The organism is Ruegeria sp. BE3, assembly GCF_056538865.1.
In genome coordinates, this window is record NZ_JBQFTW010000003.1 from 144,526 (window position 1) to 165,890 (window position 21,365).

The window sequence follows — 21,365 nt, forward strand, 5'->3', positions numbered from 1 at the left end:
ATCACAAATCTGCTGTCCAGACGCGGTACCGCCCTTGCCCGGTAACCTCTCGGATCAGGCCTCTTCGGGTGAATTTGTCCAGATTTCGCTGAACGGCGGCACGAGAGGATTGGGTCAGTTCTTCGGCCAGCGGGGCCGAGACCATTGGCCAGGCCGTTAGTGCATCGATCAAAACGGGCGGTGTGCGCCCACTCAAGTCTGACGTTGCATCGCGCGCGCGCGTTTCCCATGCGCTGATCCGGTCCAAATGCAGCAAGGCGGCAAGTGCGGCCTGCCCCGCCCCACGCACCCAGGCCGCCAGTTTTTCCTCAACTGTTCCGGAGCCGCGTAAAGCGCCTGGTCCAGACAAGGCCAGCGGCATAAACAACGCCCCGCCGCGCCCCATCGTTGCGGCGTGCCGGTTCGCGACGATTGCGGCTTCGGTGTCCTGTCCGATTCCGGGGGAAAACGCCCTCCATGCATGAAAGCCAACAGCGGCCAGCGTGACCGGATGCAATCCGTCCGCGCTGCGCATCACCTCGGCCAGATCGGCGACCGCTTCGGGCGTATCTTCAATCCCTTGCGCCTGACGGTCGAGAAATGCGGTGAGACCTGTCTCCCATCCGCCGTCCGATGGGCCAGCGCCCGAGGTCAGCCTGCGCACAGCCCAGCCTGCGCGATAGAGGGCCTGAACATCATCACTCGTCGCCCCGATCCGCAACCCCGTCCAAAGCGCCAGGCGATCGACCCCGATCCGGTCACCGGTCCACCAGCCCAGGTCCGAGACCTCCATCAATGCCAACCGATGCCCCCAGCCCGACGGGCCTGCCCTCAACCGCTCATCCAACGCACCGAAGGTCAGGGCAAGATCCGCAAGATCGGCGGAAAGTTCGGATTGCGCCGCGCGCCAGTCTCGGGGATCGAACAAAAGTGTCTGCTCGGGCCGCGGCCCCGGTGTCAGCAGATCTTCAGGGTTTTCGTCATCAGGCGGAGGAAGAAACCACAGATCTTCATCTTCCGGCGGATCGGCGTCGTATATACTGCGGGGCCCCTCTTCGGTGGCCTCGTCATCCAGATCCGATGTCAGAGGTTTAGGCGTCATGGCCGATATTCTTCGACCATTTACAGCAGTTCACAAGGGGTATTCGAACTGATCAGCCGGTAAAGGTCTCGGTCAGGATGCTAAGCTCGTTACCCAGATCGGTCTGCGGGTCGCTGCCCAAAAGCATATAGCCATAGCCATCGCCCGCCCAGGTGGCTGTTGCCAGCCCGCTGAGCACAGCCAGGTTCACATCCTTCGCTGGCGCACCCTCACCCTGTCGGATAATGCAGAACGCAAAGGGCTGACCCTGTGCGTCCGCAAAAACGATCTGGATCAGCGGTTTGCCTTTGAACGACAGCACCTGCGCCCGCCTCAGATCAAGCCCGGGCAACGCCTCAAGCACATCCCGGTTCAGCGAACGGCCCAACTCTGCTTCGGCGCGGGCAAACTGTGCATCCAGCGCCTCGGGCGAATTGTTCAGCGAGGCGATGGTTTCCGGCACATAAAGCGACTGGTAAATCGCCGCCTGCGCGGCCCAGCCCAGTTCCGCGGGGCGCGTGGACCAGAATGTGGCTGAAACCGCTATGACTGCAACCGAAGCCGCAACTGCCAAAAGGCGCATAGGCCCAGCAGAGCTTTGCGTCGCGACAGGTTGGGGCAGATCGACCTGCGGCGTCTTGGCGGGCACATCCTCAAAGGCCTGCTGAACCGCAGCAGCGAACGGATCGAGTGCCATCAGGCGCGATTCCAGCGCCGGTTCATCGGCCACTGCGTCCTCGATGGCGCGGGCCTCCGACTCCTCAAGACTGCCTTCCAGATAGGCCAGAAGCGTCTCATCTGAAAACTTCATTTGCCACTCCGTCGCACGATGTCAGCCCCGTCGTGCTGCATCACGGATTTCAGTTTCTGCCGGGCATTGGACAACCGGCTCATGATCGTACCGATGGGAACGTCCAGCATAGCAGCAGCTTCGCGGTAACTGTATCCTTCGACAAATACAAGTATCACCGTCTCGCGCTGCGCTTCTGGCAGTTGCATCACTTGAGTAAACACCTGAGCGGCGAAAATATTCGTTTCTGAATCGGGTCCGGATGCAATTAATTCAGATTCGGGCGTCACGGACAGCGCCTGCGCCTTTCGAACCGAACGTGCGCGGATTTCGTTCAACCAGATCGAGCGGCAGATCGTCATCAGCCAGCTGTCCAGACGGTCATAAGAAGTGACCTGATGGTGTCTCTCCAACGCCCGCAACGCAGTCGCCTGCATTAAATCGTCTGCAATATCCGAAGCGCCCGACAGAGCCAGCCCAAAACGCCAGACCCGTTTGGAGTGGGTCTGGATCGCGCCGCGTACGGCTTGTTCGGAACTCATTTCAACACTCATCGAATAAATCGCGACCTGTGTGTGTTTGCTTGGACATGGGACCGGGCCCGCTTGGTTTGAACTGACATAGACTCTGGAGGAAAGAAATGAAACTTCTGCTGAAAACATTCACGATTGCGTCGGCAATTGTTGCAATGCCCGCATTTGCGGCCAACTGGACATTGGATTCTGACGCCTCGCATCTGGCCTATGGCACAGTCAAAATCGAGGATGTGGGAGAGGTTAACTCCTTTTCAAATCTCTCGGGTCACGTAAGCGAAGACGGGAAGGTCGAGATCGATATCGATTTGTCTTCGGTTGAGACCAATATCGACATTCGTAACGAACGCATGATCGAGCATGTCTTCCGCAAGGCCGCCACTGCAACGCTGACGGCCCAGATCGATATGGACGCAGTCTCGAAATTGGCCGTAGGGGAAACCACCGTGATGGAAGTAGACGCCAAACTGTCGCTGGTAGGCACCGAGGTCGATTTCTACACCGACATGTTCATCCTGCGCGTCGGCGAGGATGCAGTCATGGTATCGACCAATGACATGGTCTTTATCAGCGCCGAGGATGCAGGGGTTACCCCTGGTGTCGACAAGCTGATGGAACTGGCGCAACTGCCCAGCATCACCCGCACCGTCCCCGTCACAGCACGCCTGATGTTCACTCAGGAGGGCTGAGACTCTGTGGCGCGACGGGCTGTCATCAGTGTAATGAGTTCTTCTTTGGTTCGCCCGATATGCGTCGCAAGCAGAGCGCAGGCCGCGTCAGTCTGACCGGCCTGCGCCAGCTGCAACAGCTCCCGATGTTCTTTGCGGGCAGGCCCGCGCTGCTGCATCACGCTCAGATGCATGCGGATGTAGCGATCGGATTGCAGCGATACCCGATGCAGCAGTTCATTGGTCAAGCCGCGCCCCGCCGCAGCGTAAAGAGCTGTATGAAAACGATGGTTCAGCGCACCCCATTGGCCAACATCGTTTGCGTCGTATGATGCCTCCATCTGTTTCAGGATATCCTTGCATTCTGCAAACTCTACAGTGGTCATCGCAGGGATGGCGCGCCGGAACAGGTCAACTTCAAGCAAAACCCGCAGGTCGAATATCTCGGCTATCTCGTCCAGCGAATGCTCGGTGACCGTCGCGCCTCGGTTTGTGGTCAAGACGACCAGCCCCTCGGCATCCAATTGTTTAAGGGCTTCGCGTATTGGCATACGGGACACATCATATTCTTCCGCAAGCGCTTCTTGCCGGATGGTTTCGCCCTCGGCCAGTTCACCGCTCAGGATACGTTCACGCAGATCGCTGGCGATCACATCAGGCAGGCTTTGGCGGGCAATGGCGCGTTTGGATCCCATGTTACGCGCCCCAGGTGTCGCTCAGACGGTAGCCGCCCGGCCACGGGTCATCCGGGTCCAGCATGTGCTGATGCGTGCCGGTGATCCAGCCCCGGCCCGATATTTCCGGGGTAATCGCATTGCGACCATTCAGATCGTGCTGATCCACGATACGGCAGCGGAACTCGCTGTCGATTACCGAGCGTGCATGATACCGGTCGGTCGCTGACATCTGCCCCTTTGCCAACAGCACCGCCATCCGCGCCGAGGCCCCCGTGCCACAAGGCGAACGATCCAGCTTGCCCGGTTTGATGGCAACCGTATTGCGACCAGTCAGGATTTCACCGTCTCTTTGCAGGGGACCAGCAATCTGACAGAACGAGATGTGATTCCAATCCTTGGTGGGATGGTTGAAACCCAATTGCTCATTTGCTGCGTCGGTGATCCGGGCACCAGTGCGGGCCAAGTCTGCACCTTCATCCGGCGTCAATACAAAGCCAAGATCCACGGCATCCACAATGACAAAACTGTCGCCTCCAAAGGCGGTGTCGACGCGCAAGCTACCAATCCCTTCAACCTCAATCCGGGCGTCTAGCTTGTCCGCAAAGCTTGAGACATTCTGAACATAAATACGCTCGGCCTTGCCATTGCGGCACTTGGCCCGCACGCGGACCAACCCTCCGGGTGCTTCGAGCGTCATGTGTGTCTCGGGCTCCTGCATCGGGATGATCCCGCTATCGAGCAACACGGTTGAAACGCAAATTGAGTTTGAGCCCGACATAGGCGGCGTGTCTTCGGGCTCCATGATGATGAACCCAGCATCCGCGTCAGGATGCTTGGGCGGGACCAGCAGATTGACGTGCCGAAACACGCCCCCGCGCGGTTCATTCAATACAAAACGGCGCAAGGTCTGGTCCGAGGCGATGAAGTTGCGCTGATCCCAGATCGTGTCGCCGGGTGGAGGTGCGACACCTCCGACAATCACGTCACCGACCTCTCCTTCGGCATGGGCCGATACGACGTGAATGGTCTTTGTGCTGCGCATGAGATCCCCTTCAGAAACGGTTGGCAGAGTATGGATGCAACGAGATCGGAGGTTCCTGGCCATCGATCAGTGCGCCGATCAATTCGGCTGTTCCAGCCGATTGAGTCAGCCCTAGATGACCGTGACCGAAAGCATAAAAGACGTTCGCGGACCTGGCCGACGGCCCGATGACTGGAATGCTATCAGGTAATGATGGCCGGAAACCCATCCATTGCGTGCCGCCTTCGGTTTTGAGGCCCGGCAGAAATTGCGCGGCCTTTTGCAACAGAATGTCCGCTCGTTTGTAATTCGGCGGCAATTTCAGGCCACCAAGCTCAACCGCACCTCCGATGCGAACACCACCATTGATACGGCTCGCGACGAAACCATGACGCGAAAAGGTCAGATGCATCCGAAGATCGAAAGCACCTTCGGGCAGCGTCGTATTATATCCGCGTTCTGTCTCCAGCGGGATATGATCACCGAGAGTTCGCGCAAGGTGATGTGACCACGCCCCGGCTGCGACGACCACATGCGGAGCTGCAATCCTGCCCTCGGCGTGGATGATTTCAACACCAGCATCGCGCGGTTCCAGCGCCCGGATATCGCACTGTTCGATCGTTCCTTCCCGTTCACGAAATACCCGCGCCAGATGCTCGACCCAGGCTCTGGGGTCGACCGTATTGAGCCAGCCGGGCGTGAACCCCGCATGCGTGAAGCGGGGGCTGAGGCCCGGTTGCTTTTCGGCAATCGCCGATGGGCTTTCCAACAGCTCGAACTCTATCCCGTGGCGGTGGCGCAACTCCCACGTGGGCAGGCTGGCACGGAATTCGGCCTCGCTTTCATAAAGCTGCATCTGCCCGTCGCGCTGCATCCTCTCTTCGCCGTCGACCGAAGGGATCAATCGTCCCAGCGCGGCTGAGGACAAGTCCATCAACTTGGCCTGAGCGTCCAGAAGGCTCTCATATCGGTCCCGCCTGCTGGCGCGCCAGAACCGGTACATCCATGGCGCGATCTGCAGGGCATAGGCGGGTGGGATCGACAATGGGCCAAGCGGATCAAACAGCCATTTCGGGGCTTTGCGCATAATTCCGGGCGTTGCCAAGGGTTCCACTTCGGGGAAGGCGAAGGCCCCGGCATTCCCGGCCGAAGTCTCGGACGCGACGCCCTTTCGATCCAGCACGCGGACTTTATGCCCTCTGCGCTGCAACTCCAGTGCGGTGGTGATGCCAATGACACCGGCCCCTATGATGACCAATTCGGTCACGCCTCAATGCCTGTGCGGAAGGGATCCTGTCTGTCGAAGATCAATGTGGCTTCGGCCATGACATAGGCTTGCCCGGTGATACGTGGGATCACCCCGCCATTTGGGCCCGGCTGATAAGATAGGCGATAAGAACTGCCGATGACACTTTCCTGCACGATCTCCTCTCCGGCAGCCAACAGATTATCCGCAGCCAAACATGCCAACCGCGCGGAACTGCCAGTACCGCAGGGTGAGCGGTCATAGTTGTCATCCGGGCAAAGCACAAAATTTCGACTATGCGCCCCGCTGGGCGAGTGTCCCTGCAGGATCACATGATCCACAGGCTCACCATTTTCGCCCCCCTCCCCCGCGTCAATCGAGGCTTCACGGATCGCGATAGTCAACGCGGTCAACGCGCCGATATTTTCAGCCGTCACGGGGATCGGGCTGGGATCGACGATAAAGAACCAATTGCCGCCATAAGCGATATCGCCCGCTATCGACGCATGTCCGGGCACATCCAACGACACGTTCTTCCGGACCCGGCGGCTTGCGATATTGGTCACGGTGACGGTGTTGGCATCATGAAGCTCAACCGTCACCACCCCCGCTGGGGTTTCAATACGGTGCGTGCCGACATCAATCCGCCCTAAGTGCGCCAAGGTAACGGCCAGTCCTATTGTGCCGTGCCCACACATGCCCAGCACCGCGTCCACATCGAAATAGATCACGCCGGTCACGCAGGAGGTATCCACCGGCTCAACCAACAAAGCGCCGACCATGGCCGGCTGTCCGCGGGGTTCAAGCATGATCGAGCGATAGAAGGCTTCATGTTCGGTCGCCAACCGACGCGCTCGCTCGGCGAGAGGCCCGGTGCCAAGATCGGGGGCGCCGTCCAGAATGACCCGCGTAGGCTCACCTCCGGTATGGCTGTCGATCACATGCATTCGGCAATCACTCCGCCCTGCCTCGACCAATCGGCGAACCAGCCGCGGAACAGCGCATATTGCTGCTCGCAGTAGTTACGCTGCGCGTCTGTCAGCGCATCGCCTTCGTTGAAATGCAGTTGGTATTCGTCTTCTCCGTTCAGCACCAGAAGGTGCTTGTAGTAAAGCACCAGATCAGGGCCTTCATCGAAGCTCGACAATACATGGATCGCCTCGGTCAGTTCTTGCGCGCGTTGGCGCGCCTCGGCATGGCCTGCAGCTGCTTTCTGAGACAGTGCAGCCAGCAAAAGCGCCTCACGCGGCAGAGCGGTGCCGATTCCGGTGATCGAGCCAGTTGCACCGCAATTGACGAAGCCATGGTAGACCTCAGTATCGACGCCGACCATCAGCGTGACCTGATCATCCTGGCTGGTAATATTCTCGGCGGCATAGCGCAGATCATCCTTGCCACCAAATTCTTTGAACCCAACCAGATTGGAATGCTCGGCGCGCAGGGCAAAGAACAGATCGGCCCGTGTGGCAAAGCCATAATACGGGCTGTTGTAGATGATTGCGGGCACATCCGGTGCGGCTTCGAGGATCGCCTTAAAGTGATTTTTCTGCGCTGCAGGCGAGCTGCCCCGCGACAACACCCGCGGGATCACCATCAGCCCCGCCGCGCCCATCTTCTGCGCATGGGCCGCATGGGCAACCGCTGATTTCGTGTTGATCGCCCCGGTACCGACCACAACTGGCAACCCGGCATCGATCAGACGCTCAACCCCTTCCATCCGCTGGGCGTCAGTCAGCAAGGGCCAATCCCCCATCGAGCCGCAATAGACCACGGCTGACATCCCGGCTGCGATCATCTCTTGTCCTTTGCGGACAAGCGCGTCGAAATCCGGTTGGCGAGCGGAGGTGCAGGGGGTCATCAAGGCGGGCATCGTGCCGGTGAATACGGTGTTTGGCATTCCAGGGTCTCCATTCGCTGAGCGCACGAATCTTCAGTATCGGATATTGGATACAAAATCCATAAATAGATTTGTGCCTCTTTTCAGCGGCACACAACGCAACGGGCCAGAAGCTTTGAAAGCTAATGACCCGCGTAAGTTCATGGCATACAGATTGGATGCTCAGCGCAACCTCTGCCCGGTCTCCGGATCGAACATCATGGCGCGTTCCGGGCGGAACGAGATACCGATCCGCTCTCCATTCTTGCTGCGCTGATCTTCGCGTTCTTCAACGATCAGTTTATCACCATTTGGGGTTAGCAAATAGGAATACGACACACCGCCAAGCGCTTCGGTCAGGTCCACAGTGCAGGACTCTCCGTTGCGATCGACCTGAATATGCTCGGGGCGAATGCCCAATGTTACCTTCGTGGCACCGGACGGCACACCATTCGTCACCGGGATGGATTCAGACAAGGCCGGATGGCGCACGGTTCCATCGACCACATCACATTCAAGGAAATTCATCGCTGGCGAACCGATGAAACCAGCGACAAATTTGTTGTCAGGATCGCGGTACAGATCCATCGGAGCTCCGACCTGTTCGATTCGCCCATCCCGCAGCACGACGATCTTGTCGGCCATGGTCATCGCCTCGACCTGATCGTGCGTCACGTAGATCATTGTCGCACCGATTTCCTGGTGCAGACGCGCAATCTCAACCCGCATCTCCACCCGCAATTCTGCGTCGAGGTTGGACAGGGGCTCGTCGAACAGGAATACCTCGGGGCCACGCACAATAGCGCGACCGATGGCTACTCGTTGACGCTGACCACCCGACAGAGCCTTGGGCTTGCGTTTCAAATACTGGTCGAGCTTGAGAATACCCGAGGCTTCCTGAACCTTCTGATCAATTTCGGCCTTCGCCACACCGTTCATCCGCAGGCCAAAACCCATATTCTCGGCCACGGTCATATGTGGATAGAGCGCATAGGTCTGGAATACCATCGCCACACCACGCTTCGCCGGATCCATATGCGTGACATCGCGTGCGCCGATATGAATCTCTCCGTCCGAGGTCTCCTCCAACCCGGCTATCATCCGCAGCAATGTGGATTTGCCGCAGCCTGAAGGGCCAACGAAGACACAGAATTCACCATCTTCAATCTGCAAATCGATCCCGTGGATGACCTGAGTCTGGCCATAGCGCTTGATCGCGTTCTTCAGGGTTACACCTGTCATGTCGCTTGTATCCTGTTCTTCTGGCTCTCGGGGAACCGCCACGCTTGTGCTTCGGTTCCGATTTGTTCGGCTACACGCCGAACGCGGGGAACCCATGATTCCAATTGTTCGAAATTCATCCGCCCGGTCGATCCGGTGATCGAAAGCGCACCCAACACGCGCCCACCAGGCGTCAGAATAGGACAGGCCACGCAGATAATGCCGGGTTCGTGCTCTTCATCGTCAACGGCGTAGCCCCTATTGCGGATCAGCTCCAAATTTGCGCGCAAGGCCTCTTCTGAGGTCAGCGTCTTGTCGGTGAACCGATGAAAGCTCTGCTGCGAAATCGTTTTCTGCAGCAGGACCTCATCCAAATAGGCCATCATCGCCTTTCCGACACCGGTACAATAAGCCGGGCCGACTTTTCCGGCCTCTGAATACATCTCGACCGGTCGCTGCGCGTTTCGCTTGTCTACATATAGAACCTGGCCAGAATCGAGCTGCGCCAGATGCACCGTCTCGCCGGTTTCCTGGCTGAGCACATCCAGGAACGGCCGCGCGATCGGCGCCAGTGAGCTTTGAGTCCAAGCCGAATGCGCCAGACGCACGAGGCGCATGCCCGGGGAGTAGGTCTGCCGGTCAGGATCGTAATACAACATCCCCTGATTGGTCAGTGATTGCAGAAACCGATAGAGGGTTGCCTTGGGAAACTCGCTGCTTTCCAGCAGTTCCGCAAATCGAACAGGGCGATCGAACGACGCCACCTGCTCCAGCACATCACATGCTTTTCCGATTGTACCGTCACCTGCCACGGGTGCCAATTCTCCTCCACTTTCCCTGCGGCCAGGCCACGAGGGTCTTGACAAGACTAGCCGAGTCGATGTGTAGTTTTCAATATATAAAACACGGTTTCATTATTTGGAACTTAAAAACACCAGAATGGAAGCAAAAGGGAGGAAACCATGCATTCCATCTTCAAGCGCACCACGGCTGCGCTGGCCATGAGCGTCGCAATCGCGGCTCCGGCCGCTGCCGAGCTCTCGGGCGAGCTGCGCATTTTCCTCGACACATCGAACCCTGCGCCCCGCGCGACAATGGAAGCGATGATCGAGCGCTTTGCGGCAGAGCACCCCGGTCTGGAAATCGAAACCACGGTGATCGACCGCGAAGCCTATAAGACCCAAATCCGCAACTTCCTGACGGCGGACACGCCTGATGTCGCCACATGGTATGCTGCGAACCGGATGAAACCTTATGTGGAGGCGGGTCTTTTCGAAGATGTATCCGATCTCTGGGCCGAGCCTGAGATTGCAGACAACCTGGCCTCGACCAAAGGTGCGATGACCATCGACGGCAAACAGTGGGGCGTACCCTACACCTACTATCAGTGGGGCGTTTACTATCGTAAAGACATCTTCGATGAGCTGGGCCTGAGCGAGCCAACCACCTGGGAAGAAGAGCTGGCAAACTGCCAGAAGATCGTCGATTCGGGGCGCGCTTGCTACACCATCGGGACCAAGTTCCTGTGGACCGCTGGCGGCTGGTTCGACTATCTGAATATGCGCACCAACGGCTACGACTTCCACAACCAGCTCGCCAATGGCGAAATCAGCTGGGAGGATGATCGGGTCAAGCAGACCTTCGCCAACTGGAAGCAGCTGATCGATATGGGCGCGTTTATCGACAACCACCAGACATATAGCTGGCAAGAGGCCCTACCCTTCATGGTCAACGGCGAAGCCACGGCCTATCTGATGGGTAACTTCGCCGTGGCCCCGCTGCGCGAGGCTGGTCTGTCCGATGATCAGTTGGATTTCTACCAGTTCGTCGCCATCAACCCCGATGTAGAACTAGCCGAAGACGCGCCGACCGACACGTTCCACATCCCGGCCAATGCTTCCAACAAGGAAGCCGCGCGCGAGTTCTTGCGCTTTGTGGTTTCCGCGGATGAGCAATCCGAAATCAACAACGGCGCAAATCTCGGCCAGCTTCCGGTAAACGCGCAGTCTTCGGTGGATGACGATAAGTTCCTGCTGCAAGGTTTCGAGATGCTGTCGTCGAACAGCCCCGGCGGCGTTGCCCAGTTCTGGGATCGCGACGCGCCTGCTGAAATGGCCAAAGTGTCGATGGAAGGCTTTCAGGAATTCATGGTCAAGCCCGACAATGTTGACCGTATTCTGGCCAAGCTGGAACGTGCACGCGGGCGCATCTACGACAACTGATTTGGAATGTAGGCCGGGCTGAAGCCTGGCCTATGCCAAGCACAATCGTAGGGCGGGCTTCAGCCCGCCTTCACCCCACCAGACCCGAGAGTCCTCATGACAGCTGCAGTAGACGTCCCCGAACAGGAAAGCTGGTTCCACAGAAACCAACAACGCATCGCGCCGTGGCTGTTTCTGGCCCCCGGCCTGCTGTTCTTCATGGTCTATGTGATCATCCCGGTTTTCCAATCCTTCAACCTTTCTCTCTACGAATGGGACGGGCTGGGTGCGGCGGAATACGTTGGCTTTCGGAATTACGAGGACCTCTACTGGGAGTGGGTCGACCGGGACGCATTCTACATTTCGCTCAAGAACAACCTGATCTGGTTGATCCTGTACCTGGCGGCGATCCCAGCGGGTCTTTTCATCGCACTGTTTCTAAATCAGACAGTTTGGGGCATCCGCCTTTATAAATCGCTGTTTTTCTTCCCATTCGTTATTTCTCAAGTCGTCGTCGGCCTTGTGTTCACTTGGTTTTATGACCCGACCTTCGGGCTTTTGAACGAATTCCTCGGCTTGTTTGGCATGGGACCGTTGAACGTATTGGGCGACGAGCGCTTCGTGACTTACGGCATCATCTTTGCCGGCCTCTGGCCGCAGACAGCCTACTGCATGATCCTCTACCTCACCGGCCTCAACGCCGTGGATCCCGAACAGATCGAGGCCGGGCGTCTGGACGGTGCAAAAGGCTGGCGGATGCTCTGGCACATCATTCTGCCGCAGCTGCGCCCTGCCACCTTCATCGCCTTTGTCGTGACCATCATCGGCGCGCTGCGCAGCTTCGACCTAATCTCGATCATGACTCAGGGCGGTCCGTTCGGGTCGTCTCGCGTTCTGGCCTACTACATGTTCGAGGTCGCGCTGTCCGAATACGGCTTCCGCATGGGATATGGCGCGGCCATCGCCGTGATCCTGTTCCTGATCATGCTCTGCTTCATCGCCTATTTCCTGTGGTCGATGTATCGTGAAGAGAAGGGGCACTGAGATGTTTCCCAAACCCATCGAAAAACAACCCCGCGCGGCACAAATTACCTATCAGGCCATGCTACCTCTGGCCTTGCTGCTATGGCTCGGCCCCCTGCTGGCGGTTGCCCTGTTCTCAGTCAAACCGGCAGCAGACTTCACCAACGCGAATTACTGGGGCCTGCCGTCCAGCTTTGAGGGTGCAGTCAACTACGGGCAAGTCTTCTTCAACTCGGACATGCCGCGCTATCTGATGAACTCGTTTCTTATCACCGTTCCGACGGTGATTGGCGCGGTCGCACTCAGCTGCATGACCGGGTTCGCCTTGGGTATCTACAAATTCAGATCAAATCTCTGGATCTTCTTCATGTTCGTGGCAGGTAATTTTGTACCCTTCCAGATTCTCATGGTCCCGGTGCGCGACCTGACGCTGGAACTAGGTCTTTACAACACCAAAACCGGTCTGGTCTTGTTTCACATCGCGTTCCAGACCGGCTTCTGCACGCTCTTCATGCGCAACTTTATCCGCGCCCTGCCCTTTGAGCTGATTGAGGCGGCGCGAGTCGAGGGCATCAGCGAATGGCGTATCTTTTGGTACGTCGTCCTGCCGCTGATGAAACCGGCGATTGCAGCGCTCAGCGTGCTGATTTTCACCTTCATCTGGAACGATTATTTCTGGGCGGTTGTTCTGACCCAGGGCGCAGAAAGCCAGCCTGTTACGGCAGGGATCACCAGCTTCAATGCGCAATTCCGCGCCGCCTATCAATTGATGAGTGCCGGTTCTATCGTCGCGGCGCTGCCGCCGGTGGCCATGTTCTTCCTGATGCAGAAACACTTCATCGCGGGTTTGACCCTCGGTGCCGTAAAATAACGCCAAACCAAAGGTTTGCCCGATGACCAAGATCACCTTTATCGGAGCGGGGTCCACGATCTTCATGCAGAACATCGTGGGCGATGCCCTGCTGACCCCGGCATTGGCCGACAGCCATTTTGCGTTGATGGACATCGACCCTCAACGTCTGACCGAGAGCGAAACAGTAGCGCGCGCCATGATCCGCTCAGTCGGGACAGGCGCTACGGTATCGACCCATACCGACCGCCGCGCAGCGCTTGAAGGGGCCGATTTCGTCATAACCGCCTTCCAGATCGGAGGGTACAAACCTTGCACCGTCACGGATTTCGAAATCCCCAAACAGTACGGGCTGCGCCAAACCATCGCTGACACGCTTGGCGTCGGAGGCATAATGCGCGGGCTGCGTACGGTCCCGGTCCTGTGGGATGTGGCAAGAGATATGATGCAGCTCTGTCCCGACGCGACGCTGCTGCAATACGTCAATCCGATGGCGATCAACACCTGGGCGTTGGCCGAGCAATTCCCAACGCTTAAACATGTCGGGCTCTGCCATTCGGTCCAGAACACGGTCGAGGAATTGGCCCATGACCTCGACCTGCCCAAAGACGAATTCCGTTATAAGGTCGCAGGTGTGAACCACGTCGCCTTCTTCCTGCGCCTCGAACATCAGGGTCGCGACCTCTACCCCGCCCTCCGCCAGGGCTATGCGCAGGGTGCACTGCCCAAACCCCCGCTGCTGATGCCACGGTGCCCAAACAAGGTGCGGTATGAGGTGATGGATCATCTGGGTTATTTCTGCACCGAAAGCTCGGAACATCTGGCCGAATATGTGCCGTGGTTCATCAAAGACGGGCGGCATGATCTGATCGAGCAATTCTCGATCCCGCTGGATGAATACCCTACCCGCTGCGTTGAGCAGGTTGCGAATTGGAAGGAACAGGCCAAAACCCTGACCGATGGCCGCGATATCCAAGTCACCCGCAGCCACGAATTCGCGGCTGATCTGATGAACGCTATCGTAACCGACACCCCCTACACGGCCTATGGCAACCTGCCCAACACCGGCCAAATCCCGCAACTGCCCCTTGGTGCTGCGGTCGAAACCCCTTGTCTGGTGGACAGCAATGGCGTGCAACCTTCCGTCGTCACTGACATTCCACCACAACTGATCGCGCTCATGCGGACCCAGATCAACGTTCAGGAACTCACCGTCCGTGCGCTGGCCGAACAGAACCCCGAGCACATCTATCACGCTGCGATGATGGACCCGCACACAGCGGCCGAGCTGGACCTGCGCCAGATTCGCAATCTGGTAACAGATCTTCTGACTGCTCATTCAGACTGGCTGCCCGACTGGTGCCAGCCCGCCAAAGCCGCTTGAAGGGGCAATCAATGACCAAGAAACGCCGCTCGGAACACTGGTACGGGAAGCTCGACAAAGACGGGTTCATCCATCGGTCCTGGATGAAAAATCAGGGTTTTCCTGACCACGCATTTGACGGACGCCCAATTATCGGCATCTGCAACACATGGTCGGAACTGACACCCTGCAATTCGGGCCTGCGCGACCTGGCCGAAGGTGTCAAACGTGGCGTGTGGGAGGCCGGTGGCTTCCCCGTCGAATTCCCCGTTATGTCGCTGGGCGAAACCCAGATGAAACCCACGGCCATGCTGTTCCGAAACCTGCTGGCGATGGATGTCGAGGAATCGATCCGCGCCTATGGCATTGACGGTGTTGTCCTGCTGGGCGGATGTGACAAGACCACGCCAGGGCAGCTGATGGGTGCAGCCTCGGTCGATCTGCCCTCCATCGTAGTCAGCTCCGGCCCGATGCTGAATGGGAAATTCAAGGGCAAGGATATCGGCTCGGGCACGGATGTCTGGAAGTTCTCGGAAGAGGTCCGTGCAGGAGAGATGACCCTGCAGGATTTCATGAACGCCGAGTCCGGCATGTCGCGTAGCGCCGGGGTTTGCATGACCATGGGCACAGCTTCCACCATGGCCTCACTGGTCGAGGCAATGGGCATGAGCCTGCCCACCAATGCGGCCCTGCCCGCCGTCGATGCCCGCCGTATGGCGCTGGCGCATCTGACCGGCAAGCGGATTGTCGAGATGGTGGACGAAGACCTCAAACCTTCGGACATCCTGACCAAAGAGGCGTTCGAGAACGCCATTCTGACCAATGCCGCAGTCGGAGGTTCAACCAACGCTGTCGTGCATTTACTGGCGCTTGCAGGACGCGTCGGCGTTGATCTGACGCTCAAGGATTTCGAACTCGGGACCGAAATCCCACTGCTGGTGAACTGCATGCCCTCAGGCAAGTACCTGATGGAAGATTTCTGCTACGCTGGCGGCATGCCAGCCGTGCTGAACGAACTCAAACCCTTCTTACGCCCTGCCAAAACCGTCCTGAACAAGGACATATCGGCCCATTATGAAGGAGCCGAGTGCTATAACACCGATGTGATCCGCCCCTTCGCTGTTCCGGTCAAACCCGCTGCTGGGCTGCGTGTTTTACGCGGCAATCTTGCGCCCAACGGGGCCATCGTGAAACCATCGGCAGCCACTGACGCGCTGCTGGAAACCGAAGCAGAAGCTTACGTTTTTGAAAACATCGAAGACCTGAAGGCGAACATTGACCGCGACGACCTGCCAGTGACGGCTGAAACCATTCTGGTGCTCAAGGGCTGCGGGCCCAAGGGCTATCCCGGCATGCCCGAGGTTGGCAATATGCCGATCCCCGCCAAGCTGGTGAGGGAAGGCGTGCGCGACATGATCCGAATCTCGGATGCGCGCATGTCAGGCACTGCTTATGGCACCGTCATCCTGCATGTCAGCCCCGAGGCACAGGCAGGCGGCACATTGGCGTTGGTCAATACCGGTGATCGCATCCGCGTGTCGGCCAGCAAGGGCGAGATGGAACTTCTGGTCGATGAGGCAGAACTGGATGCCCGCCGCGCCGCCTGGCAACCGGACGATCCGCATTACACCCGCGGCTACGCGAAACTCTATATCGACCACGTGCTGCAAGCGGATCAGGGTGCCGACCTTGATTTCCTTGTTGGAAAAGACACCCGCCTTGTGACCAGAGAGAGCCATTGATGACCCAACCCGCCACTTTCCATGACCTGAACGGAGCATCGGTTTACATTACCGGCGGCGGCTCCGGGCTTGGGGCCGCGTTGACGGACGGCTTCATGGCACAAGGTGCCCAGGTCGCCTTCATCGGCCGCTCTGACGCCGGTACCTTTGTTGATGAAATGCGTGAAAAGCACGGGCGAGCGCCCCTGTTCCTGCAGGGCGATATGACCGACACCGAGCTTTTGCACGCCACCATGCAACAAGCGGCTGAGGCGCATGGCCCGCTTGACGTGTTGGTCAACAATGCGGCCAACGACAAGCGCCACGGGCTTGAAGAAACCACGCCCGAGTTCTGGGACTGGATGATCGAGGTCAACCTCAAGGCCTATTACTTCGCCTGTCAGGAAGCTGCGCGCCAGATGAAGGACAAAGGCGGGGCAATCGTCAATTTCAGCTCGATCAGCTATCTGATGGGCAATTCGGGTTATCCGATCTACACGACTTCGAATGCGGGGATCACTGGCATGACCCGTTCATTGGCGCGCGAACTGGGGCCGCAGGACATCCGGGTCAATGCGCTGGCTCCGGGCTGGGTGCTGACCCAGAAGCAGCTGGATATGTGGGCAACGCCCGAAGATCTGGCCGCGCATCTGGAGCGGCAATGCCTGAAAGAACACCTCAAACCCGAAGATATGGTTGCGCCGACACTGTTTCTTGCGTCAAAGGCCAGCCATGCGATGACCGGCCAATGCATGGTGGTTGATGGCGGTGTGGTGACAACAGGATGATGAGATGAACACGGACTGGATCGCAGTTGATTGGGGAACATCCCGCCTGAGGGCCTGGGCCATGCAGGGTGACACTGTGCTGGAACACTCTCAGTCACAGGATGGCATGTCCAAAACAGCCGGCGGTGATTTTCAGGCCGCGCTAATGGCGCTGATTGAGCCCTGGTTGCCCGCAGAAACCGTTGATGTCATCGCTTGCGGCATGGTCGGTGCGCGACAAGGCTGGGTCGAAGCGCCCTATGTCGCCGTCCCCTCGGCCCCTGTGCCGAATGCTCCGATCCGGGTCCCGGATACTGACCCACGTATCCGCGCATTTGTCGTGCCGGGTTTGAAGCAGTCAGATCCTGCCGACGTTATGCGCGGCGAAGAAACCCAGATCGCGGGCTATCTGGCAACGCGCGCGCACTGGGACGGCGTCATATGCCTGCCCGGCACGCATACCAAATGGGTGCAAATCAGCGCCGGAGAAGTCATCAGTTTCAGAACATTCATGACCGGCGAATTGTTCGATCTGCTGCGCGGGCAATCGGTACTCCGACACTCAGTAGAGGACGGATGGGACGACGCAAGTTTCAGCGACGCGGTCACGGATGCGCTTTCCAAGCCGGAACAACTGGCCGTTCGGTTGTTTGGTTTGCGCGCAGCTGATCTGCTGCACGGTCAAAGCAAGTCCGTAGCCAACGCGCGGTTATCCGGCATGCTGATTGGGGCTGAGCTTGCCGCGACGCGGCCCTTTTGGCTGGGTCAGCAACTGGCAATCATCGGACCGGAAGGTCTGTCAAATGCCTATGCTGCAGCGCTCGGACAACAGGGCGCGATGATTGAGATCGTGGACGCCACAACTGCAACGCTTGCAGGTTTGTTGCAGGCTCGATCCCTGACGAAAGAAACCGCATGAGCCGCCCTGTCATTGCCATCCTGCGCGGATTGACCCCATCCGAGGCCGCCGCTGTCGGGCGCGCGCTGATCGACGCTGGAATTGATCGGATCGAAGTTCCACTAAACTCGCCCAACCCATTGGAGAGCATCGGGATTCTGGCACGCGAATTTGGCGATGATGCTCTGATCGGTGCAGGCACCGTTCTGACCCTGGATGAGGTCGACTCGGTGGCCAATGTTGGAGGCCGCTTGATTGTCTCGCCCAATTGTGACGTCGACGTCATCTCGCATACCCATAAGCTGGGTCTCGAAAGCTGGCCGGGCGTGTTTACTCCGTCCGAAGCATTCTCGGCACTCAAGGCGGGTGCGAGCGGGTTGAAGCTGTTTCCGGGATCCATGGCCGGACCCTCAGGGCTTGCCGCGATGCGGGCAATTCTTCCTGCCGGGACTCAGGTTTTTGCCGTCGGCGGCGCAGGGCCTGAAAACTTCAAGGAATGGATCGAGGCCAGCGCAGACGGGTTTGGCATCGGATCCGCGCTGTTCAAACCGGGCTTGCCTGTCGCGGACATCGCTGAACGAGCCCGCAAGATCGTTACAGCTTATGACGAGGCCATCGCATGAGTCAGATCTATGACGACCGCCCTTGCGAATTGGGCGAAGGACCGTTGTGGCATCCGGAACGGCAGCAATTGTTCTGGTTCGATATCATCGGCAAGCGCTTGATGTCGCGTGACGGAGACGCGGCACAGATCTGGCAGTTTGATGAGCATGTCTCGGCCGCAGGGTGGATCAATCACGACACTCTGCTGATCGCCTCAGAAACCGGGCTCTGGCGGTTTGGGTTGGAGACTGATGCGAAAGACCTCATCGTAGCGCTCGAGGCGGACAACGCAGTTACGCGCTCGAACGACGGTCGCGCAGACCCATTTGGTGGGTTCTGGATCGGCACCATGGGTAAACAGGCCGAGGCCGGTGCCGGATCGATCTACCGCTATTGGCAGGGAGAGCTGAGGCATTTGGTCGGGGATATCACCATCTCGAACGCTATCTGCTTTGCGCCTGATCGATCCTGTGCTTATTTCTGCGATACAGCGACCAAACAAGTCATGCGTTGGCAATTGAATGCGCAAACGGGATGGCCCGAGGGAGAGGCAGCCGTCTTCCTCGACCTCACCCAAGAAGGATTGAACCCGGACGGTGCGGTCGTCGACGCGCAAGGCAACATCTGGATCGCCCAATGGGGTGCCAGCCGGGTGGCCGCTTATGACGCAGATGCGCATTTTCTGCGTGCAGTCGATTTTGACGCCCGCCATACTTCCTGCCCCGCATTCGGAGGCAACGATTTGACGACCCTGTTCTGCACCACGGCCCGCCAGGGGCTGGATGCAGATACATTGAACTCAAACCCAACCAACGGCATGACCCTTTTTGCGCCAGACGTCGCGCATGGGCAGATGGAACACAGAGTCATCTTATGAAACCCGAACTTGGCGTATGCTATTACCCGGAACACTGGCCTGAAACGCAGTGGTCCGAAGACGCGGAACGTATGATCCATGCAGGTCTGAAATGGGTCCGTATCGGCGAATTCGCCTGGAGCCGGTTAGAGCCAATCCCCGGCGATCTGCAATTCGGCTGGCTCGACCGTGCCGTCGAGACGCTTGGTGCTGCGGGGTTGAAGGTGGTGATGGGCACGCCCACGGCAACACCACCCCGGTGGATGCTGGACAAGCATCCCGACATGCTGGCCGTTGACGCCAATGGTAACCCACGCAAGTTCGGGTCGCGCAGGCATTATTGCTTCAGCCATCTGGGCTATGTCGAAGAGAGCGTGCGCATTGCGCGGATCATGGGCGAGCGCTATGGGCGCAACCCTAATGTCGCCGCGTGGCAGATCGACAATGAATATGGTTGTCACGACACAACGCTCAGCTACAGCCCGGTTGCATTGCAGGCATTCCGGCTCTGGCTAAAGAACCGCTACGGAACCGTTCAAGCCCTGAACGAGGCGTGGGGCAATGTGTTCTGGTCGATGGAATACGGCAGTTTTGACCAGATCGACCTACCCAATCTGACCGTGACAGAACCCAACCCGGCGCATGTTCTGGCCTTCCGCAGATTCAGCTCGGATCAGGTTGTGGCCTTCAACAAAGCTCAGGTCGACGCGCTGCGCCCTCTGACAGATGCACCGCTGCTACATAATTATATGGGGCGTGTATTGGAATTCGATCACTTCGAGGTCGGCAAAGACCTCGACATCGCCACTTGGGACAGTTATCCGATCGGCTTTCTGTCGGACCGGCTTGAGGCTGATGACACACATAAGGCAGCGTTCCTGCAACAAGGCGATCCGGATATGCAGGCGTTTCACCACGACCTCTATCGCGCGGTTGGCCACGGGCGTTGGTGGGTGATGGAGCAACAGCCCGGTCCGGTGAACTGGGCACCTTACAACCCGGCCCCGCTGCCCGGCATGGTGCGGCTCTGGTCGTTGGAGGCTGTGGCGCATGGTGCTGAAGTTGTCAGCTATTTCCGCTGGCGCCAGGCCCCGTTCGGGCAAGAACAGATGCATGCAGGTCTTCTGAGCCCTTGGGGAGACGACGCCCCCGCTATGGCCGAGGCGCGCCAGACAGCCGACGAATTGGCCGAGCTTGGAGAGATCAAGCCCGCACGTGCCAAGGTCGCTATCCTGTTCGACTATGCGTCGGATTGGGCGTGGCAGACGCAGCGTCAGGGGGCGGACTTTGGGTATTTCCGTTTGGTCTTCTCGGCCTATCGTGCGTTACGGCGGGCTGGGCTATCGGTAGATATTCTCTCTGCGGCCGATCTGCTTCCCGAGGGCTATGACCTGATCCTGGCACCGGGTCTCGCAAGTGTGGACGAGGATCTGCAAAAGTCGTTGTCCAAGGCCAAACTCGCGATCCTCGGACCGCGCACAGGCGCCATCACGCCCGAGTTTCGCATCCCCGACCACGGACGCCCCGGCCTGTCGGCGCTGGATTGCTCGGTCGATGTGATCGAGACATTGCCCCCCGGCACCGAACGCCCGGTAGAGGGCGGCGGCGCAATCATCCACTGGGCCGAACATCTGTCCGGCGACGCGCCCGACCTACTGAGCTTTGACAATGGCAACGCGGCACTGAAGGGAAATGATAGCCTGTGGTATCTGGGTGGTTTTCCGGATGAGCATCTTTGGGACAGGATCATCGCCATGGCGGCGCAACAAACGGGCCTGCCCGTCGTTTCGATGCCAAACGGCTTGCGACGGCGCGAGACAGCCTCTTACGAGGTTCTGATCAATTACAACGCAGACCCGATCGTCTGGGGAGATACCCGGGTCAACGGTTGTGATGTCGTGTTCCGCACACGCGTGCAGCCATAATAATAAGGGTAGATAACGCTAACATAACCTGCTAGGTCGCAGAGCTAAGGTCACGCCCAGCAGGTT

The 21,365-nt window shown here is 58.5% G+C and carries 21 protein-coding genes; 11 read left to right on the plus strand and 10 right to left on the minus strand.

The genetic code is table 11. The features are described from left to right. Nucleotide 1 precedes the first annotated feature (1 nt). Genes ACR0AZ_RS10335 through ACR0AZ_RS10345 form a run of 3 tightly spaced genes read right to left on the minus strand, consistent with a single transcriptional unit; the run spans nt 2 to nt 2,392 of the window. Nucleotides 2–1,081: a helix-turn-helix domain-containing protein gene (locus tag ACR0AZ_RS10335; RefSeq protein WP_480472670.1), complete on the minus strand. Its 1,080-nt coding sequence runs from the start codon at nt 1,079–1,081 to the stop codon at nt 2–4. A gap of 52 nt (nt 1,082–1,133) precedes the next feature. Next, the gene (locus ACR0AZ_RS10340) at nt 1,134–1,871 is read right to left on the minus strand and encodes a hypothetical protein (protein ID WP_480667377.1); all 738 of its coding nucleotides are present in this window, start codon (nt 1,869–1,871) and stop codon (nt 1,134–1,136) included. Next, entirely contained in the window at nt 1,868–2,392 is a 525-nt protein-coding gene (locus ACR0AZ_RS10345) for an RNA polymerase sigma factor (RefSeq protein ID WP_480667378.1), read from the minus strand. The genes ACR0AZ_RS10340 and ACR0AZ_RS10345 overlap by 4 nt, the downstream gene beginning before the upstream one ends. Before the next feature lie 98 nt (nt 2,393–2,490). Between ACR0AZ_RS10345 and ACR0AZ_RS10350 the strand changes: the two genes are divergently transcribed. Then, nucleotides 2,491–3,072, plus strand: a complete 582-nt coding sequence (locus tag ACR0AZ_RS10350) for a YceI family protein (protein WP_480472664.1) — start codon at nt 2,491–2,493, stop codon at nt 3,070–3,072. Here the strand turns inward: ACR0AZ_RS10350 and ACR0AZ_RS10355 are convergent. From ACR0AZ_RS10355 to ACR0AZ_RS10385, 7 genes are all read right to left on the minus strand, one after another. Continuing rightward, nucleotides 3,060–3,746: a GntR family transcriptional regulator gene (locus ACR0AZ_RS10355; protein WP_480658751.1), complete on the minus strand. Its 687-nt coding sequence runs from the start codon at nt 3,744–3,746 to the stop codon at nt 3,060–3,062. The two genes, ACR0AZ_RS10350 and ACR0AZ_RS10355, sit on opposite strands and share 13 nt — an antisense overlap. A gap of 1 nt (nt 3,747) precedes the next feature. Continuing rightward, nucleotides 3,748–4,770, minus strand: a complete 1,023-nt coding sequence (locus ACR0AZ_RS10360) for a trans-3-hydroxy-L-proline dehydratase (protein WP_480667379.1) — start codon at nt 4,768–4,770, stop codon at nt 3,748–3,750. Nucleotides 4,771–4,780: 10 nt separating this feature from the next. After that, complete coding sequence (locus tag ACR0AZ_RS10365) at nt 4,781–6,016, minus strand: NAD(P)/FAD-dependent oxidoreductase (RefSeq protein ID WP_480667380.1); 1,236 nt, start codon at nt 6,014–6,016, stop codon at nt 4,781–4,783. Continuing rightward, a complete protein-coding gene (locus ACR0AZ_RS10370) occupies nt 6,013–6,942 on the minus strand; it encodes a 4-hydroxyproline epimerase (RefSeq protein ID WP_480667381.1) in 930 nt (309 codons plus the stop codon). Before ACR0AZ_RS10370 ends, ACR0AZ_RS10365 begins: the two co-directional genes overlap by 4 nt. Then, nucleotides 6,933–7,892 (minus strand): dihydrodipicolinate synthase family protein, encoded by a 960-nt coding sequence (locus tag ACR0AZ_RS10375; RefSeq protein ID WP_480472654.1) that lies wholly within the window; start codon nt 7,890–7,892, stop codon nt 6,933–6,935. The genes ACR0AZ_RS10370 and ACR0AZ_RS10375 overlap by 10 nt, the downstream gene beginning before the upstream one ends. Before the next feature lie 162 nt (nt 7,893–8,054). Beyond that, nucleotides 8,055–9,113 carry an ABC transporter ATP-binding protein gene (locus ACR0AZ_RS10380; RefSeq protein WP_480658760.1) on the minus strand — a complete coding sequence of 353 codons (1,059 nt, stop codon included), beginning with the start codon at nt 9,111–9,113 and terminating at the stop codon, nt 8,055–8,057. After that, nucleotides 9,110–9,904 (minus strand): IclR family transcriptional regulator, encoded by a 795-nt coding sequence (locus ACR0AZ_RS10385; protein ID WP_480472910.1) that lies wholly within the window; start codon nt 9,902–9,904, stop codon nt 9,110–9,112. Before ACR0AZ_RS10385 ends, ACR0AZ_RS10380 begins: the two co-directional genes overlap by 4 nt. A 150-nt stretch (nt 9,905–10,054) precedes the next feature. Between ACR0AZ_RS10385 and ACR0AZ_RS10390 the strand changes: the two genes are divergently transcribed. The 10 genes from ACR0AZ_RS10390 to ACR0AZ_RS10435 all read left to right on the plus strand — a co-directional run bounded on the left by ACR0AZ_RS10390 (nt 10,055) and on the right by ACR0AZ_RS10435 (nt 21,299). Next, nucleotides 10,055–11,314: an ABC transporter substrate-binding protein gene (locus ACR0AZ_RS10390; protein WP_480472650.1), complete on the plus strand. Its 1,260-nt coding sequence runs from the start codon at nt 10,055–10,057 to the stop codon at nt 11,312–11,314. A 96-nt stretch (nt 11,315–11,410) separates the two neighbouring features. Further along, the gene (locus ACR0AZ_RS10395; protein WP_480472648.1) at nt 11,411–12,337 is read left to right on the plus strand and encodes a carbohydrate ABC transporter permease; all 927 of its coding nucleotides are present in this window, start codon (nt 11,411–11,413) and stop codon (nt 12,335–12,337) included. Nucleotide 12,338: 1 nt separating this feature from the next. After that, nucleotides 12,339–13,187 carry a carbohydrate ABC transporter permease gene (locus ACR0AZ_RS10400; RefSeq protein WP_480472646.1) on the plus strand — a complete coding sequence of 283 codons (849 nt, stop codon included), beginning with the start codon at nt 12,339–12,341 and terminating at the stop codon, nt 13,185–13,187. A 22-nt stretch (nt 13,188–13,209) separates the two neighbouring features. Beyond that, entirely contained in the window at nt 13,210–14,550 is a 1,341-nt protein-coding gene (gene melA, locus ACR0AZ_RS10405; RefSeq protein WP_480667382.1) for an alpha-galactosidase, read from the plus strand. Nucleotides 14,551–14,561: 11 nt separating this feature from the next. Beyond that, the gene (locus ACR0AZ_RS10410; RefSeq protein ID WP_480667383.1) at nt 14,562–16,271 is read left to right on the plus strand and encodes an IlvD/Edd family dehydratase; all 1,710 of its coding nucleotides are present in this window, start codon (nt 14,562–14,564) and stop codon (nt 16,269–16,271) included. Continuing rightward, a complete protein-coding gene (locus ACR0AZ_RS10415) occupies nt 16,271–17,038 on the plus strand; it encodes an SDR family NAD(P)-dependent oxidoreductase (RefSeq protein ID WP_480472640.1) in 768 nt (255 codons plus the stop codon). The genes ACR0AZ_RS10410 and ACR0AZ_RS10415 overlap by 1 nt, the downstream gene beginning before the upstream one ends. 4 nt (nt 17,039–17,042) lie before the next feature. Then, nucleotides 17,043–17,936, plus strand: a complete 894-nt coding sequence (locus ACR0AZ_RS10420) for a 2-dehydro-3-deoxygalactonokinase (RefSeq protein ID WP_480485012.1) — start codon at nt 17,043–17,045, stop codon at nt 17,934–17,936. After that, nucleotides 17,933–18,538, plus strand: a complete 606-nt coding sequence (locus ACR0AZ_RS10425; protein ID WP_480485011.1) for a 2-dehydro-3-deoxy-6-phosphogalactonate aldolase — start codon at nt 17,933–17,935, stop codon at nt 18,536–18,538. Before ACR0AZ_RS10420 ends, ACR0AZ_RS10425 begins: the two co-directional genes overlap by 4 nt. After that, nucleotides 18,535–19,395: an SMP-30/gluconolactonase/LRE family protein gene (locus ACR0AZ_RS10430; RefSeq protein ID WP_480667385.1), complete on the plus strand. Its 861-nt coding sequence runs from the start codon at nt 18,535–18,537 to the stop codon at nt 19,393–19,395. Before ACR0AZ_RS10425 ends, ACR0AZ_RS10430 begins: the two co-directional genes overlap by 4 nt. Beyond that, nucleotides 19,392–21,299, plus strand: coding sequence for a beta-galactosidase (locus ACR0AZ_RS10435; RefSeq protein ID WP_480667387.1), 1,908 nt, complete (start codon nt 19,392–19,394; stop codon nt 21,297–21,299). The genes ACR0AZ_RS10430 and ACR0AZ_RS10435 overlap by 4 nt, the downstream gene beginning before the upstream one ends. The last annotated feature ends 66 nt before the right edge of the window (nt 21,300–21,365 follow it).